The sequence below is a fragment of the Flavimobilis soli genome (genome assembly GCF_002564025.1).
Classification (GTDB): domain Bacteria; phylum Actinomycetota; class Actinomycetes; order Actinomycetales; family Cellulomonadaceae; genus Flavimobilis; species Flavimobilis soli.
In genome coordinates, this window is sequence record NZ_PDJH01000001.1 from 733,146 (window position 1) to 759,300 (window position 26,155).

The window sequence follows — 26,155 nt, forward strand, 5'->3', positions numbered from 1 at the left end:
TCGCCCGCGTCGCACACGCAGGCCCCTCGGTCCCCTAGGCTCTGGCCAGCCCTGACGCACGCCTGGAGGACCGATGCCGAGCACCGACGCCCGCGACACAGCCGCATCACCACGGCGGACCGCCATCGACGGAGTGCCTGTCCTGTGGGAGGACGTACGCACCGACCCCGGCGCCTACCTCGTTCTCGCGGTGGGCTACCGCGACGCGTCCCCCGCCGAGGTCGGCCTGTCGCACCTCGTCGAGCACCTCGTGATGCGCCGCGTCGACGCGCCCCCGGGAGCGAACGCGAGCTCCGGCCCCGACGAGACGGTGTTCTGGGCGACCGGTTCCGCGCGGGTGCGCGCCGACTTCCTCACATCCGTCTGCGAAGCCCTCGAGCACGTGCGCACGATCGACGACGAGTCGCTCGACACCGAGCGCCGGACGATCGTCGCCGAGATCGGTCGCGAACGCCTCTGGGGAACGCACGAGCCGTTCAGCCTTCGTTTCGGCCTGAGAGACCTCGGGGTGCTCGGCGTCAACCACGGGCGGCTCCTCGACTGGACGGCGGCCGAGGTGCGCAGCTTCGCCGAGCGGCACCTGCACGCCGGGGCCGCGACTCTCGTCCTCACCGACGAGCCGTGGGACGGTCTCCGCCTCCCGCTGCCCTCCGGTCCCGCCCCGGTGCGCGACGTCCCGCAGGACTCGCTGGAGCGCAGGGCGGTCCACCGCGTGCCGGGCGCCCCGCTCGTCTGGACGGCCGCGACCGGCGCCGAGCACAGCAGCGGCGCGACCGCGCTCGCACGCGCGGTCCTCGAACGGGCCGTCTACGCAGCGGCTCGGACCCGCGACGGCAGCGCCTACGCCGTACAGGCCTCGCGCTGGTTCGTCGGCCCCGGCGAGGCTTGGCACCTTGAGCTCGATGCGCCCCCGCACGCGTGCGCGACGGCCGTCCGCGCGGTCCTGGAGACCGTCGACCGGCTGACGGTCGAAGGTCCGACGCCCGACGAGCTGCGCTCGGCGCGCGAGGTCATCCTCGCGGAGAGCCAGCACTCAGCCGCGAGGATCGGGAGGCTCATCGAGCGGGCCACGCTCGAGAGGCTCAGCTCTCCTCGCCTGCCCGTCACGGCGGACGACGTCGCGCGCGTCGAGCTCGACGAGGTCCACGCCGCGCTGCGCGCTGCGTCATCCACCGCGGTGCTCACCGTGCCGGCAGACCCGCAGGCGGACGACGCGGTCGAGATCGCCGAGAAGGGCGGTTACGCCTGGACGACCGGTTGCGAGGATCCTGAGGGCCGCAGCCCCAAGGAGGTCGTCGACGCAGCCTTCGACGTCCCCGGGACGCTGCGGGGCCGCGCGACATCGACCGTGCACTCCGGGAAGCTCTTCAGCCCTGCACGCGGCGCGACAGTCGTTGTCTGCGACGACCGCCTCGTCCTGATCGATCACGGCTTCACCGCCACGCTCCTGCTCGACGAGCTCGAGCTCGTCGGGCGTGACTCGGACGACGACATCGAGCTCGTCACGTCGCGAGGCGGCGTCGTCGTCCTGCACCCGGCACACTACCGCGGCCTGCCCAAGGCGCTGGACGCGTGGGTCGAACGCGCGCCGCACGCCCACGTGTACGACAAGACCCGGGTGGCGCTGCTCGGCGCTGAGGGCTGAGGCGGAGGGTCGAGCCCGACGCCTCAGGCGACCCTGGTCCCGCGGAGCACGATCGCGCTCGGTGCCGCGAGCACCGCGACGTCCGCTGCGGGATCGGCCGGGTAGACGACGACGTCGGCCTCCGCGCCCTCGTCGACGGGGGCGACGCCGAGGTAGTCGCGGGTCCGCCAGCTCGCCGCCGCGAGGATCTCGAGGGCGGGGATGCCGCACCGCGCGAGCTCGGCGCACTCGGTCGCGATCGTCCCGTGCGAGATCGTCCCGCCGGCGTCGGTACCGACGAGGAGCCGTACCCCGGCGTCGAACAGGTTGCGGACGTGCTCGTAGCGGCGCGCGTGCATACGACGCATGTGCGCCGCGTACACGGGATAGCGGACGGCGCGCGCGGCGATCGACTCGAACTGGCCGACCTGCATGAGCGTCGGGGTCACCGCGATCCCCCGCCGCGCCACGTGGTCGATCTGCGCGTCGTCGAGACCCGTGCCGTGCTCGAGGCAGTCGACCCCGGCAGCGAGCAGCCCGGGCAGCGCCTCGTGGGAGAACGTGTGCGCGGTGACGCGGGCGCCCGCCGCGTGCGCCGCGGCGAACGCGTCGACGAGAACGTCGTCGGACCACAGCGGGCGCAGGTCCGCCCGCTCCCCCTCGTCGCGGTCGATCCAGTCGGCGACGACCTTGACCCAGCCGTCCCCGCGAGCAGCCTCGTGGGCGAGCTGCGCGGGCAGGTCGTCGACACGCTCGAGCTCGACGCCGTAGTCGCGCAGGTACCGCTTGGGCCGCGCGACGTGCGTGCCGCACCGCACGAGCCGGGGCAGGTCCTCGCGCTCGTGCACCCACCGCGTGTCGAGCGGCGAGCCCGCGTCGCGCTGAAGGAGCACCCCGGAGTCGCGGTCGATGATCGCCTGGCGCTCCGCCTCCTCGCGCGAGACGGCCCCCGTGGCGCCGAGCCCGACGTGGCAGTGCACGTCGACGAGACCCGGGACGACCCACCCCTGGACCCGCACGACGTCGCGGCCTGGCAGCGTCGGGCGCGTGAACGTCAGGCGTCCACCGACGACCCAGGCCTCGGCGCGGACGTCGTCGTCGCCCAGGCGCACCGGCCCGGCGAGGTGCAGCACCGTCTCGCGCCCGGACGTCATGTCAGCCGCCGAGCAGCTTCTTCAGCTCGTCCATGTCGGGCACACCTGCGGCGTCGCTCTTCGAGCCGAGGCCGAACGCGGAGCCCTTCGACGCCGCGGGAGCCTCGAGGAGACCGGCGGCGCGGGCCGCGGCCTCACGCTCCTGCTGGGCGCGCTTCGCCGGGTTGCCAGACTTCGCCTTCTTGCCCTTCTTCGGCTGCGGCGCCATGCGGCCCTTGGACTTCTTGCCGCCCATGCCGGGCAGCGCCCCCATACCGGGCAGCCCGCCGCCCGTACGGGCCATCTGCTTCATCATCTTCTGGGCGCCCTCGAAGCGCTCGATGAGCTGGTTGACGGCCGTCGTCGTCGTGCCGGCACCCTTCGCGATGCGCGCGCGGCGCGAGCCGTTGATGATCCGGTGGTTCGCACGCTCGGCCGGCGTCATGGAGCGGACGATCGCCTCGACGCGGTCGACCTCGCGCTCGTCGAAGCTGTCGAGCGCCTCGCGCATCTGGCCCATGCCCGGCAGCATGCCGAGCATCTTCTTCATCGAGCCCATGTTGCGCATGGCCTGCATCTGCACCAGGAAGTCGTCGAGCGTGAAGTCGTCGCCCTTCTGGAGCTTGGCGGCCATCTTCTCGGCCTGCTCGGCGTCGAACGCCTTCTCGGCCTGCTCGATGAGGGTGAGGACGTCACCCATGTCGAGGATGCGCGACGCCATGCGGTCCGGGTGGAACGGCTCGAAGTCCTCGAGCTTCTCGCCCGTGGACGCGAAGAGGATCGGGCGGCCCGTGACGCGGGCGACCGAGAGTGCCGCGCCACCGCGCGCGTCGCCGTCGAGCTTCGACATCACGACACCGGTGAAGTCGACGCCCTCGAGGAACGCGCTCGCCGTGGCGACCGCGTCCTGACCGATCATCGCGTCGATGACGAACAGGACCTCGTCGGGCTGCGTCGCCTCGCGGATCTCGCGCGCCTGCGCCATGAGCTCCGCGTCGACGCCGAGACGTCCCGCGGTGTCGATGATGACGACGTCGTGCTGGCGCGAGCGCGCCGTCGCGACACCGCCGACGGCGACGGCGACCGGGTCACCCGTGGGGACCTCGTCCTCGCCCGCGACGCCCGGGTGGGGCGCGTAGACGGTCGCGCCGGCGCGCTCGCCGACGACCTTGAGCTGCGTGACGGCGTTCGGACGCTGCAGGTCCGCGGCGACGAGGAGGGGCGTGTGGCCCTGGTCCTTGAGGTGCTTCGCGAGCTTGCCCGCGAGCGTCGTCTTACCGGCACCCTGGAGGCCCGCGAGCATGATGACCGTCGGCGCGGTCTTCGCGAACGTCAGACCGCGCGCCTGATCGCCGCCGAGGATCGAAACGAGCTCCTCGTTGACGATCTTGACGACCTGCTGCGCCGGGTTGAGAGCCTCGGAGACCTCGGCCGACAGGGCGCGCTCACGCACCGCGGCGGTGAACTCGCGAACGACCGGGACGGCGACGTCGGCGTCGAGCAGGGCTCGACGGATCTCGCGCACGGTGGCGTCGATGTCCGCCTCGGACAGGCGCCCGCGCGTGCGCAGGTTCTTGAACGTCGACGTCAGACGGTCAGACAGGGTGGCGAACACCGGGTATCCCTCACGATCACAGCAACGATGACAGGCGCCCAGCCTACCCGGCCAGGGCGGTCAGGCCGCGCCGGGTGAGGTCGTCGACGAGGCGCGCACGCCAGGCGGTCCACCCGTTCGGCCCGAGGGAGGACGAGTCCGCCTCCGTGACGACCCGCAGGATCTTCAGCAGGTCCGCGCGGTGGTCGACGGCGTCGAGCAGCTCCGCGAGCGTCTCGGGCGAGTCGGGGTCGGCGGTCGTCGCGAGGCGCGACAGGGTGAGGTGGTGCCGCACGATGCGCGCGACGTCGTCCGCGACGTGCTCCTCGAAGCCCATCCGCCGCACGATCGTCGGGGCGAGCTCGGCGCCGACGACGGAGTGGTCGGCCGCGCCGGCGCGCTTGCCGATGTCGTGCAGGAGCGCCGACAGCAGCAGCACCTCCTGGTCGTCGACCTCGCGCCGGTCGCGGCCGGCGCGAGCGACGACCTCGACGAGGTGCCGGTCGACCGTGTGCCGGTGGATCGCGGAGCGCTGCGGGCGGTTGCGGACGGCGGCCCACTCGGGGATCCACCCGGTGACGACGCCGACGAGGTCGAGCGCCTCGAAGACGGGCACCTGGTCGTGCTGCGCCCCGAGCAGCGTCATGAGGTAGCCGCGCGCGACCTTCGGCCAGGGCTCGGGCAGCGGCGGGCAGCCCGCGAGATTGACCGACGTCACCGGCGAGATCGCGAGCCCCGTACGGGCGGCGGTCGCTGCCGCCCGCAGCGGCAGCAGCGGGTCCTTCTCCGGCTGGGCGTCGATCGCGAGGACGAGCTCGCCGTCGTGCTCCACGAGGCCGTCGGACACCGCCCGCAGGCGCGGCGGCACGCGCTTGCCGCGCACGACGAGCGGCCTGCGCGCGACCGAGGGCCGCACGAGCGCCTGGCGCGCGCGCCGGACCGTCGTGTCGAGCGCGTACGTCACCGTGCGCCCCGCCTCGGCGAGGGACGCGAGCAGGTCGTCCGCGTCGCCGACACCGAGGAGCTGGGCGACCTCCTCCTGCTCCTGCTGCACCAGGCGGTTGGTGGAGCGGCCCGTGACGACGTTGAGCGCGTCGCGCACGTCGAGCAGGTGCGCCCTCGCGCGGTCGACGTCGCCGTGCGGACGGTCGGTGAGCCAGGACGCCGCGAGGGCGGAGAGCACGACCGCGTCCCGGATGCCGCCGCGCGCCTCCTTGAGGTCCGGCTCGATCAGGTACGCGATCTCGCCGCTACGCTCGGCGCGCGTACGCGTCGACGCGAGGAGCTCGGGCAGGCGCCGACGCGACGCGCCGCGCCAGTCCGTCAGCACCGCCGACGACGCCTTGTGGACGAGCAGCGCGTCGCCCGCGACGACTCGCGTGTCGAGCAGCCCGACGGCGGCCGGCACGTCCGTCGACGCGACCTGGCGGCACTGTGCGAGCGAGCGCACCGAGTGGTCGAGGTCGAGGCCCGCGTCCCACAGGGGGTACCACAGCCGGTCCGCGAGCGCGGACAGCTGCTGAGCGGTGCGCGTACGGCCGTCGTGCAGGAGCACGAGGTCCAGGTCGCTCAGCGGCCCCGCGTCCCCGCGGGCCAGGCTCCCCACCGCGGCGAGCGCGACACCGTGCTCCGGCTCGTCGCCGAGGGCCTCGCGCCACAGCTCGGCGAGCGCCGCGACGACGACGTCGCTCTGCCGGCGGCGGCGCTCGGTGCCCGACTCGGCGCTCGGGTCCTGCATCGTCTGCCGTGCGTCCTCGATCCGGAAGCGGCGGAGGTCCCGCACCCCGATGGAATCGGTGTGCGGGACCTCCTGCGCTCCGGACCGGTTGTCTCCGTCCCGGTCGTCCTGCATGTGACCTACAGGGCGTCCGCGCCGCGCTCGCCCGTACGGACCCGGGCGACCTCGTCGACGGGGACGGACCAGACCTTGCCGTCACCGATCTTGCCGGTCTGGGCGGCGGTGACGATGACCTCGAGGACCGTGGCCGCGTCCTCGTCGGTCACGAGGACCTCGATGCGGATCTTCGGGACCAGGTCGACCGTGTACTCGGCGCCGCGGTAGACCTCGGTGTGGCCCTTCTGGCGGCCGTAGCCGGAGGCCTCGGAGACGGTCATCCCACGGATGCCTGCTGCTTCCAGAGCCGACTTCACGTCGTCGAGACGGTGCGGCTGGATGATTCCAGTGACGAGCTTCATGCCTTGCCCTCCGTGATCACTCGGCCAGAGCCGATCGTTTCGTATGCGGCCTCGCCGTGCTCGGCGAGATCGATGCCGCCGACCTCGGCCTCCTCGGAGACCCTCCAGCCGATGGTCTTCTTGATGGCCAGGCCGATGATGCCGGTCATGACCGCCGAGACGATGATCGCGACGAGGGCGATGAGGACCTGGACGACGAGCAGCTTGGCGCCGTCGCCGAAGAACAGGCCTCCCTCGCCGGCGAGGAAGCCGATGCCCACGGTACCGACGAGACCGCCGACGAGGTGGACGCCGACGACGTCGAGCGAGTCGTCGTACCCGAAGCGGTACTTCAGGCCGACCGCGAGGGCGCAGAGCGCACCGGCGACGACACCGAGGATGATCGACGTGACGGGGCTCAGGGCGCCCGCAGCCGGGGTGATGGCGACGAGACCGGCGACGATGCCCGACGCGGCACCGAGCGAGGTGGCGTGACCGTCACGGATCTTCTCGACGACGAGCCAGCCGAGGATCGCGGCGGCGGTCGCGGAGGTGGTGTTGACCCAGGCGAGGCCTGCGTCCTCGTTCGCGCCGAAGGCGGAGCCGGCGTTGAAGCCGAACCAGCCGAACCACAGGAGCGCGGCACCGAGCATGACGAACGGCAGGCTGTGCGGGCGCATCGGCTCCTTGCCGAAGCCCTTGCGCTTGCCGACGATCAGGGCGAGCACGAGGCCCGCGACACCGGCGTTGATGTGGACGACCGTGCCACCGGCGAAGTCGATCGGGGCCACAGCGGCCGCGCCGTCGACGACACCGAAGACCTTGGCCGCGAGGCCGTCCTCGGAACCGGAGAGGAAGCCGCCGCCCCAGACCATGTGGGCCATCGGGAAGTAGGACAGCGTGACCCACAGCGGCACGAACGTCATCCAGCCGCTGAACTTGACGCGGTCCGCGATCGCACCCGAGATGAGCGCGGTCGTGATGATCGCGAACGTCACCTGGAAGGCGACGTCGATCACCTGCGGGTAGTTGCCGAGCGTGCTCACCACCGCGTTGCCGTCAGCGTCGGTCAGCGTGCCCGAGAGGCCGAACTGGTCGAACGGGTTCGCGAAGAACCCACCGACCGTCGGGCCGTACGACATCGACCAGCCCCAGAGGACGTAGATGACGCCGATGATGCCCATGGCACCGAACGACATCATCATCATGTTCAGGACCGACTTAGCGCGGACCATGCCTCCGTAGAAGAAGGCCAGGCCAGGCGTCATGAGAAGCACGAGCGATGCTGACATCAGCATCCACGCGGCAGCTCCGGTATCCCATTCCATCGGATCATCTCCCATCGCCAGCCCCTCGGCCGGCCCGGGATCAACCTTCGCCCAGCAGGATTACCTCTGTTCGCTGAGTTTGTTACGGCCGTGAATCATGCCGCGGCTGAACGTAAACACTGTGTGTCATGCACCCTCCGGGGGCCCGAGGCGCCAGCGTCAGACGCCGAGCAGGCCGTCGACGAACGCCTCGGGGTCGAACGGCGCGAGGTCGTCGGGGCCCTCGCCGAGGCCCACGAGCTTGACCGGAACGCCGAGCTCGCGCTGGACGGCGACGACGATGCCGCCCTTCGCGGTGCCGTCGAGCTTCGTCAGGACGATGCCCGTGACGCCCGCGACCTCGCCGAAGACGCGTGCCTGGTTGAGGCCGTTCTGGCCCGTCGTCGCGTCGAGGACGAGGAGCACCTCGGTGAGCGGCGCCTCCTTCGTGATGACGCGGGAGATCTTGCCGAGCTCGTCCATGAGGCCGGCCTTGTTCTGCAGGCGGCCCGCGGTGTCGACGAGGACGACGTCGGAGTTCTCGCGACGGCCGCGACGTACGGCGTCGAACGCGACGGCCGCGGGGTCGGCGCCGTCGCGGTCGGAGCGGACGGTGGGGACGCCGACGCGCGAGCCCCACGTCTCGAGCTGGTCGGCGGCCGCGGCGCGGAACGTGTCGGCGGCGCCGAGCACGACCGAGCTGCCCTCCGCGACGAGCACGCGGGCGAGCTTGCCGACCGTCGTCGTCTTGCCGGTGCCGTTGACGCCGACGACGAGGACGACGGCGGGGGTGGCAGAGCCGTCCTCGGCGGTCGCGCCGGTCGTGCCGAGCGAACGGTCGAGCGTCGGGTCGACGAGCTTGAGCAGCTCGCTGCGGAGCATGTCGCGCACGACGGCGGGGTCCGCGATGCCGTGCACGCGCACCTGGGTGCGCAAGGACTCGATCAGCTCGGCCGTCGGGCCGGCGCCGACGTCGGCGAGGAGGAGGACCTCCTCGAGCTCGTCCCAGTCGTCCTCGGAGAGGTGGTCACGCGAGAGGACGGCGAGCAGCTTCTGGCCGAGCGGGGAGCCGGAGCGTGCGAGCCGGTCACGCAGGCGCGCGAGGCGTCCGCCGACAGGCTCGGGGACCTCGAGCGAGGGCGCGGCCTGCGCGTCCTCCTCGACGAGAAGCTCGGGCTCGTCCTCGATCGCCGCGGCGGCGTCCTCGAGGGTCGTCGTGCCGGGCCCGACGCCTGCGGTCGGGACGCTCGGAGGGGCCGCGGGTGTGCCGGTGCCGCGACCTCGGCGGACGCGCGGGCCCACGAGCGCGGTCGAGACGCCGGCGAGGACGACGAGGGCGAGCAGGATCCAGAGCCAGGAGAAGTCGTTCACCGGACCAGTCTCTCAGGAAGGCGCGGGGTCGCGCTCAGACGGAGCTGCCGCTCAGACGCGGGAGCGGGGGCCGCGCTGCGGCACGGTCGTGCGGACGACGTCGGCGGCCTTCTCCAGGCGCGCCGTGATCTCCTCCGCCTGGACGTACCCCGCGCCGTCCTCGAGGTTGGCCTGGAAGAGGTCGGTCATCGTCGTCTCGACGGGCGGCGCATCGACGATGCGCGCGATCTCGTCCGCGCCGAGGTCGGGGGTCTGCGGGCCGCGACCGCGCAGGCTCGCCCACGCAGCCTTGAAGTCGGAGAACATCCCGGCGACCCCGCGACCCGAGTCGAAGCGCTCGGTCGTGGCGAACCCGGCCGCGACCATGACGAGGGCGGCGGCGACGAGGGCGACGAGGAGCCAGGCGGAGAAACCGATGATCTGCTGCACGGCTCTATTGTCGGACGAATCCGCGGCCCTGGGGCGGACTCCGCGCTGTCGTGCGCGATTCGCCACACGATCTTCACCCACCCGTCCGGGTGCGCCGGGAACGACCTACGCGACGGGCGCCGCAGCGGCCTCGCGGCCGTCCCGCAGGCGCTGGCTGATGACCTGCGTGACGCCGTCGCGCATCGTCACGCCGTACAGCGCGTCGGCGATCTCCATCGTGCGCTTCTGGTGCGTGATGACGATGAGCTGAGAGTCCTCCTGGAGCTCGCGGAAGATCTCCAGCAAGCGGCCGAGATTGACGTCGTCGAGCGCCGCCTCGACCTCGTCCATGACGTAGAACGGGCTCGGCCGGGCCTTGAAGATCGACACGAGCAGCGCGACCGCGGTCAACGACCGCTCGCCGCCCGAGAGCAGCGAGAGCCGCTTGACCTTCTTGCCCGCGGGACGCGCCTCGACCTCGATGCCGGTCGTGAGCATGTCCGACGGGTCGGTCAGCACGAGGCGCCCCTCGCCCCCGGGGAACATGCGCGGGAAAACGCGCTCGAACTGCTCGGCGGTGTCACGGAACGCGTCGGCGAACACGCGCTCGACCCGGTCGTCGATCTCCTTGACGATCTGCAGCAGGTCGGCGCGCGAGCGCTTGAGGTCGGCGAGCTGCTCGGTGAGGAACTGGTGGCGCTCCTCGAGCGCGGCGAACTCCTCGAGCGCGAGCGGGTTGACCTTGCCCAGCTGTGCGAGCGCGCGCTCCGCCGTGCGCAGGCGCTTCTCCTGCCCGGCACGTACGTACGGGACCGTGCGGGGCTCGCTCTCCCCCGCCTCGCCGTCGGCTCCCTCGGCAGGCTCACCGAGGACCGGCACGGGCCGGTCGGGGCCGAACTCGTCGACGAGCACCTGCGGGTCGATGCCGAGCTCCTCGGTCGAGCGCGCCTCGAGCTGCTCGATACGCAGCGCCTGCTGCGCGCGGGCGACCTCGTCGCGGTGCACGACGTCAGTCAGCTCGCGCAGCGTGCCGGTGAGCGAGTCGACGCGGGCCCGCACCTCGACGAGACGCGCGTCGCGTGCCGCACGGGCCACCTCCTGGGCGTCGCGCTCGGCGGCCACGACCGCGAGCGACTTCTCGAGGACCTCGAGCGTGACCCGGGCCCCCTCGGCGACCGCCGACGCGCGAGCCGCCTGTCGGGCACGCTGCTCGGCACGCCGGGCCGCGCGGGCCTGCGCCTCACGCTCGGCGGCAGCAGCGCGCGTGAGCGACTGGGCGCGCCCGGCGAGCGCACGGGCACGCTCCTCGCTCGTGCGCAGCGCGAGACGTGCCTCGGTCTCCTTCGCGCGGGCCGCGGAGGCCTCCTGGGCGGCCTCGTCGCGGGCCTTGGTCGCGGCGGCGAGCGCTTCCTCGGTCGACTCGGGCTCGGCCTCGGCGACCTGGAGCCGCTGGACGAGGTCGGCGAGCGCCTCCTGCTGCGTCTCGAGCGTCGCCTCCGCCCGTGCGAGCGCCTCGGCGGCGCGCTCCTCCTCGGCGGCCGCGGCGCGAGCCGTCGCGCCGAGGTGGCCCAGCTGCTCGGCGACCGCAGCGAGAGCGGCGTCGGACTCGTGGAGCCGCTCGAGGGTCTCGTCGTGGACCTGCGCGGCCTCGACTTCCTCGGCGAGCGCCGCGGCGAGGCGCTCGTCGAGCGTCGCGGCCTCCGTCCCGGCGGCCGCGAGGCCGCTGCGCGCGTCGTCGAGAGCGGCCTGCAGGTGCAGGACGCTCGGCGCGGCCGCGGAGCCGCCGAGAGCAAGGTCGCGCCCGAGGACGTCACCGGCGCGCGTCACCGCGACGAGCTCGGGCGACGCCTCGACGAGCACGCGTGCGTGCGCGAGGTCGTCGACCACGACGTGGTCGGCGAGCAGCGACGCCACGGTCGCCGCGAGCGCGGGCGTCGTGCCGACGACGTCGCTCGCCCAGCGGGCGCCGTCGGGCAGCGTGCGCGCGGCGCGGGCAGGGGCCTCGCGGCCCTCGGACGCGACGACGAGGGTCGCGCGTCCGGCGTCGTCGGCGCGGAGCCAGCGGATGACGTCGACAGCGCCGCCGAGGCTCTCGACGGCGAGCGCGTCCGCCGCGTTCCCGAGCGCGGCCGCGACCGCCTCCTCGTAGCCCGGCTCGACCGTGAGCAGCGCGGCGAGCGAGCCGAGCACGGGTGCGAGCTCGGCGTCCTCGGACGCGAGGATCGCCCCGGCCGCGTCCTTGCGCTCGAGGCTCAGCTCGAGCGTCTCGGCGCGGGCCGTCAGGGTCGCACGCATCGCGCGCACCTCGTCGAGTCGGGCGCGGACCTCTCGGACCGCGGCCTGTGCCGCGTCGAGACGCGCGACGGCGGCCTCGTGTGCGGCGTCGAGACCGACCTCGCCCTCCTCGACGCCCGCGACCTCGGACTCGAGCCGGGCGAGCTCCGCCTGAGCGGCGCGCCCACGCTCCCGTGCCTCGTCCGCCCCGGCGCGCAGTCGCCCGATCTCCGCGACGGTCGCCTCGACGCGCGAGCGCTGCGCCGCGACCTGGCCGGCGAGCCGGGCGAGCCCCTCGCGCCGGTCGGCAGCGCCGCGCAGCAGCGCCGCGACCTCGCGCTCGGCGTCGTTCGCGCGCTTCTCCGCAGCCTCACGGAACGCGACGACCGTCTCGAGCGCGGTCCGGGCCACCTCGGTCTCCCCCGCGAGCTCCTCCTCGGCGGCGCGCGCCCGCTCGGCCTGCGCCTCGAGCGCACCCGGGTCGGAGCGCTGCTCGACCGGCTCGGGCGTGCCGAGCAGGCGCAGCCGCTCGGTCGCGAGCGTCTGCGTGCCGCGGACCCGCTCGCGCAGGGAGGACAGGTGGTACCAGGTGTCGGCGACCTGGGCGAGCTGCGGCGCGGCCGTCGCGGCCGCCGCCTCGAGCGCCGCGAGCTCGTCGCGAGCCGCCGCGAGGTCCTTCTCGACCTCGGACTGCCGGGCGCGCAGCGCTGTCTCGTCGGCCTTCTCCTGCTCGAGCGTCGCGACGAGCTGGACGAGGTCGTCCGCGAGGAGGCGCGCGCGGGCGTCGCGCGCGTCCGCCTGGACGACCTGGGCGCGGCGGGCGATCGCCGCCTGCTTCCCGAGCGGTCCGAGCTGGCGGCGCAGCTCGCTCGTCAGGTCGCTCAGGCGCGTGAGGTTCGCCTGCATCGAGTCGAGCTTGCGAAGCGCCTTCTCCTTGCGCTTGCGGTGCTTGAGGACGCCCGCTGCCTCCTCGATGAAGCCGCGGCGCTCCTCCGGGGTCGCGCGCAGGACCGTGTCGAGGCGCCCCTGGCCGACGATCACGTGCATCTCACGGCCGAGGCCAGAGTCGGAGAGCAGCTCCTGGATGTCGAGGAGGCGGCACTGCGCACCGTTGATCGCGTACTCGGAGCCGCCGGTGCGGAACAGCGTCCGGGTGATCGTCACCTCGGAGTAGTCGATCGGCAGGGCGCCGTCGGTGTTGTCGATCGTGAGCGACACCTCGGCGCGGCCGAGCGGCGGGCGACCGGACGTGCCGGCGAAGATGACGTCCTCCATCTTGCCGCCGCGGAGGGTCTTCGCACCCTGCTCCCCCATGACCCACGAGAGCGCGTCGACGACGTTCGACTTGCCCGAGCCGTTCGGACCGACGACGCACGTCACCCCGGGTTCGAAGCTCAGCGTCGTCGCAGACGCGAAGCTCTTGAACCCGCGCAGCGTGAGGGTCTTGAGGTGCACGGACCGAGCCTAGCGGCCCGGTGCTGCGGGGCGGCGGCAGCGCCGCCCCGCAGAGGTGGCCGTCAGAGGCCGGGGAACCAGAGCGCGATCTCGCGGGCGGCCGACTCGGGCGCGTCCGAGCCGTGCACGAGGTTCTGCGCGACCCTGAGACCCCAGTCGCGGCCGAGGTCGCCGCGGATCGTGCCGGGCGCGGCTGCCGTCGGGTCCGTGGCGCCGGCGAGCGAACGGAAGCCCGGGATCACCTGGTGACCCTCGATCACGGCGGCGACGACCGGGCCGGACGACATGAACTCGACGAGCGGCTCGAAGAAGGGCTTGCCAGCGTGCTCCGCGTAGTGCTCCTCGAGGAGCTCACGGGTCGCGACGCGCAGCTCGAGGGCCACCAGGCGGTAGCCCTTGGCCTCGATACGTCGCAGGATCTCGCCGGTGAGGCCGCGTGCGACGCCGTCGGGCTTGACCAGGACGAGGGAACGCTGCGGAGCAGGGGCTTCAGTCATGAGGGCGAGTTTACCGATCTGTCCGCGTCCCGCCCCAGACGGTCAGACGTTGGGCGCCTCGTCGGGGTGCGCGGCGTCGTACTCGGCGCGTTCCCGGTCGATGCGTCCGCCGAGGCGCAGCGACGCGACCCACAGCCCGATGAAGACGATCGCGACGATGCCCATGAGCGGGATGACGAGCGTCCAGGCGGCGACGAGCACCTGGGCGACCGAGCCAGCGACATAGCCGCCGGGACGGCCGCACGCGCGGGAGAGGACGACGAGCACGACGAACATCGTCGCGCCGACCGTCCAGATGACGGCGGGCTCGAGGTTCGGCACGGAGTCCGGCAGGCCCGCAGGGACGTTGCGCAGGCCGTAGAGCACGAACGTCGCGAACACGACGACGAAGGCCTCGAGCAGGAGGATCGTCGAGGTGAACTGGACCTTGGCGGACTTCTTGGCGCGGATGACCGGGGTCTCGGGGGTGCCGGGCTGAGCGTCTGTCACGCCGCCCAGGCTACCGGCCGGGCGGAGCCCGGCCGGAGCCTGCGACGTCATCCGGCGACCGCCTCGCCGCGCGCGACCATGCCGGCCTCGTCCGAGAGGCGGACCTCACGCAGGAAGAGCGCGAGGACGAAGCCGAGCACGAGCAGCGGCACGAGGTACCAGAACGACGGCGCGAGCGCGTCGGCATAGGCATCGATGACGCCCTGCTTGAGCGCTGCCGGGAAGTCCTGGACCGCAGCAGGGGTCAGGCCCGCCGGGTCGAGCTGGGCGAGCTGCTCCGGCGGGACCGTCGCGGCGAGGCCGCCCATGTTCTCCGTGAGGCGGTTCGTGAACAGCGTCGAGAACAGCGCGACGCCGACCGCCGCACCGATCTCGCGGAAGAAGTTGTTCGAGCTCGTCGCCGTGCCGAGCTCGTGGGGGTCGACGGCGTTCTGCACCGCGAGCACGATCGTCTGCATGACGAAGCCGAGCCCGGCACCGAGCAGGAACAGGAACACCGAGAAGGTCACGAGGCTCGTGCTGCCGTCGATCTGCGTCATCACCGCGAGCATGATCGAGGACAGGGCGAGGCCCGCCACGGGGTACATCTTGTAGCGACCGGTGCGGGTGATGAGCACACCCGAACCGATCGTCGTGAGCATCATGCCCGCCATCATCGGCAGCATGAGCAGACCGGACTGCGTGACGCCGGCGCCCGAGGACATCTGCAGGAAGGTCGGCAGGAACGTCAGCGCCGAGAACATGCCCATGCCGACGACGAGACCGATCGTCGTCGAGATCGCGAACGTGCGGTTGCGGAACAGGTGCAGCGGGATGAGGGGCTCCTCGGCACGCGTCTCGGCGAGGACGAACAGCGCGGTCGCCACGACGAAGCCGGCGGAGAGCCCGATCAGCAGCGGGTCGGAGAAGTCATAGCTGCCCGAGCCGCTCCAGCTCGTCCAGGTGGCGACGAGGACGAGGCTCGACGTCGCGACGATCATCGTGACGATGCCCGGCCAGTCGATCTTGCGGCCCGCACGGTGCGACGGGAGCTTGAGGGTGATCCACGAGACGACGAGCGCGGCGACGCCGACGGGGATGTTGATCCAGAAGCACCAGCGCCAGTCGAGGTGGTCGGTGAAGAGGCCGCCGAGGAGCGGGCCGGCGACCGCGGAGACGCCGAACAACGCGCCCATCGGGCCCATGTACTTGCCGCGCTCACGTGCGGGGATGATGTCCGCGATGATCGCCTGCGACAGGATCATCAGGCCACCGCCACCGAGGCCCTGCACCGCGCGCCACACGACGAGCTCGCCGAACGACTGCGAGAACCCCGCGCCGGCCGACGCGAGCGTGAAGAGGCCGATCGAGAAGAGGAACGGCCAGCGGCGACCCCACAGGTCGCCGAACTTGCCGTAGAGCGGCATGACGATCGCGATCGCGAGGATGTATGCGGTCATCAGCCAGCCCTGGTGCTCGACACCGCTGAGCTCGCCGACGATCGTCGGCATCGCGGTGCCGAGGATCGACTGGTCGAGCGACGACAGGAACATCGACGCCATGAGGGAGCCGAAGATGAGCCAGATCGTGCGCTTGTCGAGGACGACGAGCGGCTTGTCAGCGTCCTCCGGGACGCGCTGGTCCGGGGTGGTCGCGGTGGCAGACATGTGTGTTCCTCCGTCGTTCTGGGGCTCCCGTGCGGTGCGCGTCGGCGCTGCAGGTGCCGCGGCGCGTGCGGGCGCGCAGCAGCCGGGACCCCGTGACGTTACACGTCCGGACCCGTCGAAGGGCAGAGAAAATGTGTGTGGCGTCCGCCTCAGCGGAGCGACGGCACGGGGAAGCAGCGCAGGACGGCGGGCTCAGACCTCGCCGAAGCCGCCCTCGATCGCCTCGACGACGGCGGCGATGGCCTCCTCGGCCTGCGGGCCCGACCCGTCGACCTCGACGACCTGGCCGCCGACGGCGCCGAGCTTCATGAGCTCGAGGACGCTCGCAGCGTTGACACCGCCGATCGTCAGGCTCGCGTCGTAGCCCGCGACCATGCGAGCCAGCAGAGCCGCAGGTCGCGCGTGCAGACCCATCGGGTTGCGGACCTCCACCTGCCGGGCGAGCCCGGTCCCCGTCGCCGCCATCGTGTCCTCCTCGTCCGAGGCCCCGTGCTGGGTCTCCTCGCCAAGGTTGCCGGATCGGCGGACGAAGGTCGAACCGGCGTGCTCCGCCGCGGCGAGCACGGCGTCGAGGTCTCCCCCGCCGTGGGCGGTGACGGCGGCCGCGACCGTCCCCTCGACGAACGGCGCGTCTGCGAGGCGCGTGCGCGCGGCGACGTCGTCGTCGAGGAACTCGATCGCGGACTCGACCGTGAGGACGGCGGACCCGAGGTCCGCGAGGACGACGACGCCGAGCGCGCCCTCCGCTGCCCCGCTGAGCTCCTCGAGCGTCCGGTCGAAGTCGGTGCCGAGCCCGCCGTCGGGCAGGCCGCCGACCGGCCGGATCGTCACCCCGGGCGCCATCTGGGCGGCGAGGCCCGCGGTGCCCTCGGCGATCTGCGCGCTGTGCGACACGAGGACGAGCGCGACGCGCTCCGGCCGCACGTCGTCAGCCACGCGCAGCCTCGGCTGCTGCGGCGAGCAGCAGGACCGTCGAGCGGGCGCCCGGGTCGAGGTGACCGCGGCTGCGCTCGCCCAGGTAGCTCGCACGGCCCTTGGTCGCGACGAGGTCGACCGTCGAGCGGGCTCCCTCCTCCGCGCCCGCGAGAGCTGCCTCGAGGACCTCGGCGGGGCTGGCACCCGCGGCCGCCGCCGCCTCGGCGGCGTCGACCGCGGGCGACCAGGCGTCCACCATCGTCTTCTCCCCCACCTCGGCACGACCGCGCGAGGTGATGCCCTCGAGAGCACCCTCGAGCAGCGCGACGACGGCGTGCGCGTTGAGCTCGGGGATGCCCGTGACCTTTGCGGCGCGGAGGTACGCCGTCCCGTACAACGGGCCGGACGCTCCTCCGACCGTCGACATGAGGGTGGTCGCGACGACCTTGAGCACGTCGCCGACGTTCTCGGCCTCGAGACCGTCGACCTTCGTGCGGACCGCCGCGAACCCCCGGTCGAGGTTCGCGCCGTGATCACCGTCGCCGATCTGGCGGTCCAGCTCGGTCAGCTCGTCCCGCGCCTCGGCGATCGAGTCCGCGGAAAGCCGGACCCACCTCAGCGCCCACTCGACGTCCAGCGACATGTGCGTGCTACCTCCAGGGAGAGACGGGGACGCGTCCGGTCACCACCGCAGGGCGGGGGTGTGCACGGGTGCGTCCCACAGGCTCGTCAGCTCGTCGTCGAGACGCAGCACCGTCAGCGACGCGCCCTGCATCTCGAGAGACGTCACATAGCTGCCGACCAGCGAACGGTCGACGGTGACGCCGCGGTCCTCCAGGAGCCGCCGTGCCCGACGATAGACGACGTACAGCTCGGACGAGGGCGTGCCGCCCATTCCGTTAACGAACAGCAACACACGCTCGCCGCTCTCGAGCCTGAGGTCCTCGATGATCGGGGTCAGAAGGGCCTCGGTGATCGTGTCCGCGTCCGCGGCGGGAATGCGGTGGCGGCCGGGCTCGCCGTGGATGCCGATGCCGATCTCGATCTCGTCGTCGGGCAGGTCGAAGCTCGGCCGACCGACGTGCGGGACGGTCGGCGCGTAGAGCGCGACGCCCATCGAGCGCACCCCGGACGAGACGCGCTCGGCGATCGCCGTGACCCCGGCGAGGTCGTCGCCGCGCGCGGCCGCGGCGCCCGCGATCTTCTCGACGAGCACGGTGCCTGCGACGCCGCGCCGTCCTGCCGTGTACAGCGAGTCCTCGACGGCCACGTCGTCGTGCACGAGGACGGTCGAGACCTCGACGCCGTCCGCGAGCTCGACGGCGGTCTCGAAGTTGAGCACGTCGCCCGTGTAGTTCTTGACGATCGCGAGGACGCCGGCGCCGTTGTCGACGGCCTCGATCGCCGCGGCGACCTGGTCGGGGGTCGGGGACGTGAACACGGCCCCGGGTACTGCTGCGTCGAGCATGCCCTCCCCGACGAAGCCCGCGTGCAGCGGCTCGTGTCCGGCGCCTCCGCCGGACACGAGGGCGACGGTCCCGGGAGGCGCCTTCGTCGCCCGGGTGACGAACAGCGGGTCCGTGTGGACGGTGACGAGGTCGGGGTGTGCCAGGCCGAATCCTTCGACGGACTCGTCGACTGCCTTGGCGGGGTCGTTCAGAAGCTTCTTCATCGCAAGATCCTTCCTGCGGGGACTCAGCCCCTTCCGAGAAGCACCCTGGCCTCTGCGGCCAGGACCACCGAGCCGGTGACGATCACGCCGGCTCCGGTGCCGACGCCGATCGTGTCTTCACTCTCCGCCAATGTGGCCGCGATGTCGAGAGCAGCGTCGAGGCGAGATGCCAGGTGAACACGGTCGTCTCCGAAGACGTCGACCGCGAGCTCGTGCAGGTCCTCGGCCTCCGTGGAGCGCGGCGACGACGACTGCGTCACGACGATCTCGGCGAGCACGGGCTCGAGGACGGAGAGCAGACCTTCCGCGTCCTTGTCCCCCAGCACGCCGACGACGCCGATGAGCCGCGTGAAGCCGAACGCCTCCTCGAGCGCGTCGACGAGCACCTCGGCACCTGCCGGGTTGTGCGCGGCGTCGACGAGGATCGTCGGGCTGGACCGCACGACCTCGAGGCGTCCGGGCGACGTCACGGCGGCGAAGCCCGCCTCGACGACGCCGGCCGGGAGGGCTGCGCCGCCGGTCACGAGCGCCTCGGTCGCGGCGAGCGCGAGCAGGGCGTTGTGCGCCTGGTGGGCGCCGTGCAGCGGCAGGAAGATCTCCGTGTAGAGGCCGCCCGGAGTCGACAGGTCGACGAGCTGCCCGCCGACCGCGACGTGGCGCTGCGCGACCGTGAGCTCGGCGCCGTCGCGCACGAGCCGCGAGGCTCCACGCTCGCGCACCTCGGCGAGGAGCACCTCCTCGACCTCCTCGACCTGCTGACCGACGACGACGCTCGCACCTTCCTTGATGATCCCCGCCTTCTCGTGGGCGATCTCGACGACGGTCGAGCCGAGCCACTGCGCGTGGTCCATCGCGACGGGCGTGACGACGGCGACGTCGCCGTCGGCGACGTTCGTCGAGTCCCATCCGCCGCCCATGCCGACCTCGACGATCGCGACGTCGACCGGGGCGTCCGCGAAGGCCGCGAACGCCATGACGGTGAGCACCTCGAAGAAGCTCAGACGCGGCCCGCCCGCGGCCTGCGAGCGGGCGTCGACCATCTCGACGTACGGCTCGACGTCGCGGTACACCTCGACGAACCGCTCCTCGGTGACGGGCTCGCCGTCGATCGCGATCCGCTCTGTCACGCTCGTCAGGTGCGGGCTCGTGAACCGGCCGGTGCGCAGGCCCTGCTCGCGGACGAGCGACTCGACCATGCGAGCCGTCGACGTCTTGCCGTTCGTGCCGGTGATGTGCACGACGCGGTAGGCGCGCTGCGGGTCGCCCAGCAGCTCGCACACCTCGCGCACGCGGTCGAGCGTCGGCTCGAAGTCGTGCTCGGGGTTGCGCGCGATGATCGACGCGTAGACGTCTGCGAGCTCGGGCGAGCGCCCGATCGTCTCGTCCTTCTTCTTCTTGCGCGCCACGTCAGCCCTGGGCCTTCGCGACGGCGACCGAGTGTGCGTCGGTGCTCGACGACCCGACCGTGACGGACACCGACAGCGTCTCGGCCGCGATGAGGTCGCGGTGCGCCTCGACGGCGGCGACCTGCTCGGCCGGGACGCTGAGCGTGAGCTCGATGCGGTCCGACACGTTGAGGCCGGCGGCCTTGCGCGCGTCCTGGACCTCGCGGACCAGGTCGCGGGCGTAGCCCTCGGCGCGCAGGGCGTCGTCGAGCACGAGGTCGAGGACCACGAAGCCGCCGCCGGGCAGGACCGCGGCACCGACGGTGGGCTCGGCCGCGCCGCCCGAGGCGCCGACGACCGTCGTGACCTCGTACTCGGTGGGCTCGAGCGGCACGTCGCCGTCGGGCGTGACGACGACGACCGTGCCGTCGGCGTCCTCGCGCCAGGCGCCCGACTTCGAGGCCTTGATCGCGGCCTGGACGCCGCGACCGAGGCGCGGCCCGGCCGCACGCGCGTTGACCGTGAGACGACGCTCGATGCCGTACTCCTGGGCCGCACCCGAGTCGAGACCGACCAGGTCCACCGCCTTGACGTTGAGCTCCGAGGCGAGCAGCTCGGTGTAGGGCTCGAGAGCCGACGGGTCGTCGACGACGACCGTGAGGCGCGACAGCGGCTGGCGCACACGCAGCTTGTTGGCCTTGCGCACGCCGAGGCTCAGCGAGCACACGGCGCGGACGCGGTCCATCGTCGCGACGAGGTCGGCGTCGTCCGCGAGCACCGTGCCGAGCGTGGTCGGTGCGCCGCCGGCGTCCACGAGCGTCGGCCAGTCGGTCAGGTGGACGCTGCGGCCGCCCGTCAGGCCGCGCCAGACCTCCTCCGTCAGGAGCGGGGCGAGCGGGGCCATGACACGGGTGAGCGCCTCGAGCGCCGTGAAGAGCGTGTTGAACGCGTCGGCGTCCTCGGCCCAGAAGCGGTCGCGCTGCGTGCGCACGTACCAGTTCGTCAGGACGTCGAGGTGGTCGCGGACCGTCTCGCACGCGCCAGCGATGTCGTACGCGTCGAGCTGCTCCTGGACCGTCGCGACGAGCAGGCGCGTGCGCGCGAGCAGGTAGCGGTCCATCGCGGGCAGGCCCGCGACCTCGTCCTCGGCGACCTGACGTGCCGTGATACCGGCGCCACCGTTCGCGGCGCCCGCGTAGAGCGTGAAGAAGTAGTACGTGCTCCACACCGGCAGCAGCACCTGGCGCACGGAGTCGCGGATGCCCTCCTCGGTGACGACGAGGTTGCCGCCGCGCAGGATCGGGCTCGACATGAGGAACCAGCGCATCGCGTCGGAGCCGTCGCGGTCGAGGACCTCGGTGACGTCCGGGTAGTTGCGCAGGGACTTGCTCATCTTGCGACCGTCAGAGCCGAGCACGATCCCGTGCGACACGGCCGAGCGGAACGCGGGCCGGTCGAACAGCGCGGTCGCGAGGACGTGCAGCGTGTAGAACCAGCCGCGCGTCTGACCGATGTACTCGACGATGAAGTCGCCCGGGTAGTGGTGCTCGAACCAGTCGCGGTTCTCGAACGGGTAGTGCACCTGCGCGAACGGCATCGAGCCCGAGTCGAACCACACGTCGAGGACGTCGGGGATGCGGCGCATCGTCGACCTCCCCGTCGGGTCGTCGGGGTTCGGTCGCGTCAGCTCGTCGATGTAGGGGCGGTGCAGGTCCGGCTCGCCCTTCTCGTTGAGGGGCAGGCGGCCGAAGTCGGCGGCGAGCTCGGCGAACGAGCCGTACACGTCGACACGCGGGTACGCGGGGTCGTCGGACACCCAGACGGGGATCGGCGAGCCCCAGTAGCGGTTACGCGAGATCGACCAGTCGCGCGCGTTCGACAGCCACTTGCCGAACTGCCCGTCCTTGATGTGCTCGGGCGTCCAGGAGATCTCCTGGTTGAGCTCGACCATGCGGTCACGGAACTCGGTGACGCGCACGAACCAGCTCGACACGGCCTTGTATATCAGGGGGTTCCGGCAGCGCCAGCAGTGCGGGTACGAGTGCTGGTAGGTCTCGTGACGCAGCACGACCGGCCGCTTCTCGGCGGCGACGTCGGCGAGCGGGCCGGTGCCGTCCTTGAGGTCGCGGATGATCTCGGGGTTCGCGTCGAACACCTGCTGGCCGGCGTAGTCGGGCACGAGGCTCGTGAAGCGGCCGCGCGCGTCGATCGGGACGACCGGCGTGATGCCAGCGGCGTCGCACGCCGCCTTGTCGTCCTCACCGAACGCGGGGGCGAGGTGGACGAGGCCGGTGCCGTCCTCGGTCGTGACGAAGTCGGCGGCGAGCACCTGGTGCACGGCCGGGTTCTCGGCGTCGTCCGCGAAGTAGCGGAACGGCGGCGCGTAGCGACGCCCGGCGAGCTCCGCGCCGCGCACGCGGCGCAGCACCGACGCCTCGGCGTCGTCGCCCAGGTCGAGCTCCTTCGCGTACGCGGCGAGGCGGGCCGCGCCGAGCACGACATCCTGGCCTGCGACGACCGAGCCCTCGCCCGCGCGGACGACGACGTACTCGACGTCGGGCCCGACGGCGATCGCGAGGTTGGACGGCAGGGTCCACGGCGTCGTGGTCCAGATGAGCGCGAGCTCGCCCGACTCGAGGCGCACGCCGACCGTCAGCGCCGGGTCCTGGCGCGACTGGTAGACGTCGTCGTCCATGCGCAGCTCGTGGTTGGACAGCGGCGTCTCGTCGCGCCAGCAGTACGGCAGCACGCGGTAGCCCTCGTACGCGAGGCCCTTGTCGTAGAGCTGCTTGAACGCCCAGATGACCGACTCCATGAAGGAGGAGTCGAGAGTCTTGTAGTCGTGTCCGAAGTCGACCCAGCGCGCCTGGCGCGTGACGTACTCCTGCCACTCCCCCGTGTAGCGCAGGACCGAGCTTCGGCACGCCTCGTTGAACGTGTCGATGCCCATCGACTCGATCTGCGACTTGTCGGTGATGCCGAGGATCCGCTCGGCCTCGAGCTCGGCCGGCAGGCCGTGCGTGTCCCAGCCGAAGCGACGCTCGACGCGACGGCCGCGCATCGTCTGGTAGCGCGGGACGACGTCCTTGGCGTATCCGGTCAGGAGGTGCCCGTAGTGCGGCAGGCCGTTCGCGAAGGGCGGGCCGTCGTAGAACACGAACTCGTTGTCGCCGTCCTGGCCTGCAGGGCGCTGGTCGACGGACGCCTGGAACGTGCCGTCCTGCTCCCAGTACGCGAGGACCTCGCGCTCGAGGTCGGGCAGGTTCGGGGACGCGGGGACGGCGCCGTCGCGGTGCTGGGGGTAGACCATGCGAGTGTCTCCTGGCGGTGGTGGCAGCAGTGATGCAGGTGCATGCGAGGACGACGGTCCCGGGCGTGTGCCCGGTACCACCGCGGTACCACCCCGCTTGTCAGTGCGCTTCCTCGCCCGGGGGCGCGGTGGCGTGCTGACCGCTCGTTCGGCTGTGACGGGCCCACCCGTCCGGTTCTACTGGGGCCCGCTCGCGCGGAGCCTGTTCTTCCGGAGGCTCGCCGGTGATGGCCGGGTCGACGCCTTTAGGCCCATCGTACTACCCGTGCCGGTCCGTCCTCGGATCCCGGCGGTGCTCAACGGGCTGCGCGACGGCGGCGCTGCGAGAACGCCTCGATGTCCCGCGCGACGAGCTCCTCGACGGTCGCGGGGCGCCCGCTCCAGCGGGACCACAGTGCGTCGTCGCCCTCGAGCGCGGGCGACGACGCGACGGTGGGCGTCGGCACGGCGCGGAGGGCGGGGCGGGCGACGCTGAGGACGTCGACGTGCGTCGTCGCGGCGGGACGGGTGAGGAGAGCGGTGGCGGCCATGGGGATCCTTCGACGTGTGCGGCACGGGCTGCGGCAGCCGGGACCTGTGCTGGTCCCGGGATCGGCACGGCTGCGACGGTGCAGCGGTGCGGATCTGCTCGCCGACCGGGGATCGGTACTGCCGTCCGGTCAGCGAGCCGTCAACAACAGCGACAGAAGGCGGCGGTGCGGCGCACGAGCGTGCGCGCAGCCCCGACGTTGCCACGGCGGGAGCCGTGGGACGAGATCAGGGGCGTCGAGGTCACGGGAGCATCGTGCGTGACGACGTGCACGAGGACAACCGTTCCCCGGCGGCGTCCCACACTGTGGGCACGTCCCGGCGAGCGCGAGGCCGGGGCTCAGGGCTCCCGCGCGACGACCGTGTTCGAAGCCTGCGCGCGCGGCCGGATGATGAGCGAGTCGACGTTGACGTGGTGCGGGCGCGTGAGCGTCCACACGATCGCGTCAGCGACGTCCTCGGCCAGCAGCGGCTCGGCGACGCCCGCGTAGACGCGGCTCGCAGCCTCGGCGTCGCCGTCGTACCGGTTGAGCGAGAACTCCTCGGTGTGCACCATTCCGGGCGCGATCTCGATGACCCGGACCGGCTCGCCCACGAGCTCGAGGCGCAGGGTGTTGGCGATGATCCGCTCGGCATGCTTGGCCGCGACGTAGCCGGCGCCGCCCGGGTACGTGTCGTGCCCGGCGGTCGACGTGAGCACGACGACGTCCCCGCGGCCCGACGCGCGCAGCGCGGGCAGCAGCGCCTTGGTGACGCGCAGGGTGCCGAGCACGTTCGTGTCGTACATCCGCTGCCACCGCTCGACGTCGGCCTCCGCGACCCTGTCGACGCCGAGGGCGCCGCCCGCGTTGTTCACGAGGGCGTGCACGGGGCCCTCGGCCGTGATCTTCTCGACGGCGGCCGCGACCGCGGTGTCGTCCGTGAGGTCCGCGACAACAGGGACCGCGCCGGTCTCCTCGGCGAGCTCAGCCAGCCGGTCCGCGCGCCGCGCGACGGCGTAAACGTCCCAGCCGATCGAGCGCAGCAGCACGACGGTCGCCCTGCCGATGCCCGACGACGCGCCCGTGACGACCGCACGCAGGGCCTCGGGACGGACCGCGTCGTCCGCGCCGCGACGCGCGGCGCGACGACCGGCACGGGTCGCGGGGACGGTCGAGTCGTCAGGGACGGAGGGTGCAGCTACGTCGTCACTCATGACCTCGATCCTCCCACGCACGACGCCGAGGGTCGTCCCGACCGCCCGGCGGACACGTCGTCCTGGGCCGTCACCGCGCCCTAGGCTGGTCGCACGGCCACGGCAGGTCGACGTGACCCGCCCGGAGGCGGGACGAGGACGAGGGGCGGACTCATGAAGATCGGGTTCATCGGTGCGGGCAACATGGCGACCGCGATCGCGTCGGGCATCGTCGCGCGTGGCGTCGTCCAGGGCAGCGAGGTCGTCGTCCACGACGTGCACGCCGCCGGCGCGCAGGCGCTCGCCGAGCGCCTCGGCGCGACCGTCGCCCCGTCGAACGAGGCGCTCGTCGACACGGTCGACGTCGTCGTCCTCGCGATCAAGCCGCAGGTCATCCCGACGGCGCTCCCCCCGCTGGCCGCGGCTCTCGCGGAGAGCGGCGCGCTGCTCGTGTCGATCGCGGCCGGCACGTCGCTCGCGCGGCTCGAGCAGCTGCTCGGCGACGGTGGCGCGGAGCTGCCGGTCGTGCGCGTCATGCCGAACGTCAACGCGATGGTCGGCGCGGGCATGGCCGCGGTCGCGGGCAACAAGGCCGCGAGCGCGGAGCAGGTCGCGACCGTCGTGGACCTCTTCCGTGCGGTCGGCGACGCGATCGAGCTGCCCGAGTCGTCGTTCTCGACGTTCACCGCGATCGCGGGCAGCGCCCCGGCGTACGCGTACCTGTTCATCGACGCGCTCGCGCGCGGCGCCCTCAAGGCGGGCATGCCCAAGGCGATGGCGACCCGCATCGCGGCGCAGACGGTGCTCGGCAGCGCCCAGATGGTCCTCGAGTCGGACGACGCGCCGTGGGTGCTCATCGACAAGGTCTGCTCCCCCGGCGGCACGACGATCGCCGGCCTCATGGCGCTCGAGGACGGCGGCTTCGTGTCGACCGTCGTCGACGGCGTGCAGGCGACGATCGACCGCGACCGCGAGCTCGGCGCGGGGTCCTGAGCCCCGCTTCCCCGCCCCTGCAGGGCTGATCCGGTCACCCGCCGGGGCGTGTCAGCGGTAGCGTTGACCTCACGATCCGTCCGGCCGACCTGCCGGGCGTTGCGAGCCCTCGTGTGGGCCGCCGGTCGTCCGGGACGCCTGTCGTCGCGCCCCTCCCCGCAACCGCGCCGCGCCGTCGTGCCCGACGGCGCCTGCCGAGCCCAGG

20 protein-coding genes are annotated in these 26,155 nt (G+C 72.6%); 2 read left to right on the forward strand and 18 right to left on the reverse strand.

Annotated features, from left to right (window positions below):
- Positions 1–73: 73 nt before the first annotated feature.
- A complete protein-coding gene (locus ATL41_RS03360; RefSeq protein ID WP_143556556.1) occupies positions 74–1,645 on the forward strand; it encodes a peptidase M16 family protein in 1,572 nt (523 codons plus the stop codon).
- Between the two features lie 23 nt (positions 1,646–1,668).
- Here ATL41_RS03360 and ATL41_RS03365 read toward each other — a convergent pair whose 3' ends face one another.
- From ATL41_RS03365 to ATL41_RS03450, 18 genes are all read right to left on the reverse strand, one after another.
- A complete protein-coding gene (locus tag ATL41_RS03365) occupies positions 1,669–2,778 on the reverse strand; it encodes an amidohydrolase family protein (RefSeq protein ID WP_098457207.1) in 1,110 nt (369 codons plus the stop codon).
- A gap of 1 nt (position 2,779) precedes the next feature.
- Complete coding sequence (gene ffh, locus ATL41_RS03370) at positions 2,780–4,372, reverse strand: signal recognition particle protein (protein ID WP_098457208.1); 1,593 nt, start codon at positions 4,370–4,372, stop codon at positions 2,780–2,782.
- Between the two features lie 43 nt (positions 4,373–4,415).
- On the reverse strand, positions 4,416–6,203 hold the full coding sequence (locus ATL41_RS03375; RefSeq protein ID WP_098457209.1) for a [protein-PII] uridylyltransferase: 1,788 nt from the start codon (positions 6,201–6,203) through the stop codon (positions 4,416–4,418).
- Positions 6,204–6,208: 5 nt separating this feature from the next.
- Positions 6,209–6,547 carry a P-II family nitrogen regulator gene (locus ATL41_RS03380; protein ID WP_098457210.1) on the reverse strand — a complete coding sequence of 113 codons (339 nt, stop codon included), beginning with the start codon at positions 6,545–6,547 and terminating at the stop codon, positions 6,209–6,211.
- Positions 6,544–7,854, reverse strand: a complete 1,311-nt coding sequence (locus tag ATL41_RS03385) for an ammonium transporter (protein ID WP_098457211.1) — start codon at positions 7,852–7,854, stop codon at positions 6,544–6,546. The genes ATL41_RS03380 and ATL41_RS03385 overlap by 4 nt, the downstream gene beginning before the upstream one ends.
- Before the next feature lie 159 nt (positions 7,855–8,013).
- The gene (ftsY, locus tag ATL41_RS03390) at positions 8,014–9,204 is read right to left on the reverse strand and encodes a signal recognition particle-docking protein FtsY (protein ID WP_098457212.1); all 1,191 of its coding nucleotides are present in this window, start codon (positions 9,202–9,204) and stop codon (positions 8,014–8,016) included.
- A 51-nt stretch (positions 9,205–9,255) separates the two neighbouring features.
- Positions 9,256–9,633, reverse strand: a complete 378-nt coding sequence (locus ATL41_RS03395; protein ID WP_098457213.1) for a hypothetical protein — start codon at positions 9,631–9,633, stop codon at positions 9,256–9,258.
- A gap of 105 nt (positions 9,634–9,738) precedes the next feature.
- Positions 9,739–13,341: a chromosome segregation protein SMC gene (smc, locus tag ATL41_RS03400; RefSeq protein WP_098457214.1), complete on the reverse strand. Its 3,603-nt coding sequence runs from the start codon at positions 13,339–13,341 to the stop codon at positions 9,739–9,741.
- 62 nt (positions 13,342–13,403) lie between these two features.
- Complete coding sequence (gene ndk, locus ATL41_RS03405) at positions 13,404–13,838, reverse strand: nucleoside-diphosphate kinase (RefSeq protein ID WP_098457215.1); 435 nt, start codon at positions 13,836–13,838, stop codon at positions 13,404–13,406.
- 42 nt (positions 13,839–13,880) lie between these two features.
- Positions 13,881–14,327 carry a DUF4233 domain-containing protein gene (locus tag ATL41_RS03410; protein WP_245854601.1) on the reverse strand — a complete coding sequence of 149 codons (447 nt, stop codon included), beginning with the start codon at positions 14,325–14,327 and terminating at the stop codon, positions 13,881–13,883.
- A gap of 47 nt (positions 14,328–14,374) precedes the next feature.
- A complete protein-coding gene (locus ATL41_RS03415) occupies positions 14,375–15,973 on the reverse strand; it encodes an MDR family MFS transporter (protein WP_098457217.1) in 1,599 nt (532 codons plus the stop codon).
- A 192-nt stretch (positions 15,974–16,165) separates the two neighbouring features.
- Positions 16,166–16,909, reverse strand: a complete 744-nt coding sequence (dhaM, locus tag ATL41_RS03420) for a dihydroxyacetone kinase phosphoryl donor subunit DhaM (RefSeq protein WP_245854602.1) — start codon at positions 16,907–16,909, stop codon at positions 16,166–16,168.
- Entirely contained in the window at positions 16,902–17,531 is a 630-nt protein-coding gene (gene dhaL / locus ATL41_RS13270; protein WP_098457218.1) for a dihydroxyacetone kinase subunit DhaL, read from the reverse strand. The genes dhaM and dhaL overlap by 8 nt, the downstream gene beginning before the upstream one ends.
- 39 nt (positions 17,532–17,570) lie before the next feature.
- Positions 17,571–18,560: a dihydroxyacetone kinase subunit DhaK gene (gene dhaK, locus ATL41_RS03430; protein WP_098457219.1), complete on the reverse strand. Its 990-nt coding sequence runs from the start codon at positions 18,558–18,560 to the stop codon at positions 17,571–17,573.
- A gap of 23 nt (positions 18,561–18,583) precedes the next feature.
- Complete coding sequence (locus ATL41_RS03435; protein WP_098457220.1) at positions 18,584–19,966, reverse strand: bifunctional folylpolyglutamate synthase/dihydrofolate synthase; 1,383 nt, start codon at positions 19,964–19,966, stop codon at positions 18,584–18,586.
- Between the two features lies 1 nt (position 19,967).
- Positions 19,968–23,255 carry an isoleucine--tRNA ligase gene (ileS, locus tag ATL41_RS03440; protein WP_098457221.1) on the reverse strand — a complete coding sequence of 1,096 codons (3,288 nt, stop codon included), beginning with the start codon at positions 23,253–23,255 and terminating at the stop codon, positions 19,968–19,970.
- 296 nt (positions 23,256–23,551) lie between these two features.
- Complete coding sequence (locus tag ATL41_RS03445; RefSeq protein ID WP_098457222.1) at positions 23,552–23,785, reverse strand: hypothetical protein; 234 nt, start codon at positions 23,783–23,785, stop codon at positions 23,552–23,554.
- A gap of 338 nt (positions 23,786–24,123) precedes the next feature.
- Positions 24,124–24,978 (reverse strand): SDR family NAD(P)-dependent oxidoreductase, encoded by an 855-nt coding sequence (locus tag ATL41_RS03450; protein ID WP_098457223.1) that lies wholly within the window; start codon positions 24,976–24,978, stop codon positions 24,124–24,126.
- Between the two features lie 153 nt (positions 24,979–25,131).
- Here ATL41_RS03450 and proC point away from each other — a divergent pair, with 153 nt between their 5' ends.
- On the forward strand, positions 25,132–25,950 hold the full coding sequence (gene proC, locus ATL41_RS03455) for a pyrroline-5-carboxylate reductase (RefSeq protein WP_098457224.1): 819 nt from the start codon (positions 25,132–25,134) through the stop codon (positions 25,948–25,950).
- Positions 25,951–26,155 lie beyond the last annotated feature (205 nt).

Bases quoted from the DNA above. Each gene is read 5' to 3' on its own strand.
- ATL41_RS03360 (WP_143556556.1), top strand. From the start codon at position 74: ATGCCGAGCACCGACGCCCGCGACACAGCCGCATCACCACGGCGGACC.
- ATL41_RS03365 (WP_098457207.1), bottom strand. From the start codon at position 2,778: ATGACGTCCGGGCGCGAGACGGTGCTGCACCTCGCCGGGCCGGTGCGC.
- ATL41_RS03375 (WP_098457209.1), bottom strand. From the start codon at position 6,203: ATGCAGGACGACCGGGACGGAGACAACCGGTCCGGAGCGCAGGAGGTC.
- ATL41_RS03380 (WP_098457210.1), bottom strand. From the start codon at position 6,547: ATGAAGCTCGTCACTGGAATCATCCAGCCGCACCGTCTCGACGACGTG.
- ATL41_RS03385 (WP_098457211.1), bottom strand. From the start codon at position 7,854: ATGGAATGGGATACCGGAGCTGCCGCGTGGATGCTGATGTCAGCATCG.
- ndk (WP_098457215.1), bottom strand. From the start codon at position 13,838: ATGACTGAAGCCCCTGCTCCGCAGCGTTCCCTCGTCCTGGTCAAGCCC.
- ATL41_RS03415 (WP_098457217.1), bottom strand. From the start codon at position 15,973: ATGTCTGCCACCGCGACCACCCCGGACCAGCGCGTCCCGGAGGACGCT.
- dhaL (WP_098457218.1), bottom strand. From the start codon at position 17,531: ATGTCGCTGGACGTCGAGTGGGCGCTGAGGTGGGTCCGGCTTTCCGCG.
- dhaK (WP_098457219.1), bottom strand. From the start codon at position 18,560: ATGAAGAAGCTTCTGAACGACCCCGCCAAGGCAGTCGACGAGTCCGTC.
- ileS (WP_098457221.1), bottom strand. From the start codon at position 23,255: ATGGTCTACCCCCAGCACCGCGACGGCGCCGTCCCCGCGTCCCCGAAC.
- ATL41_RS03445 (WP_098457222.1), bottom strand. From the start codon at position 23,785: ATGGCCGCCACCGCTCTCCTCACCCGTCCCGCCGCGACGACGCACGTC.
- ATL41_RS03450 (WP_098457223.1), bottom strand. From the start codon at position 24,978: ATGAGTGACGACGTAGCTGCACCCTCCGTCCCTGACGACTCGACCGTC.
- proC (WP_098457224.1), top strand. From the start codon at position 25,132: ATGAAGATCGGGTTCATCGGTGCGGGCAACATGGCGACCGCGATCGCG.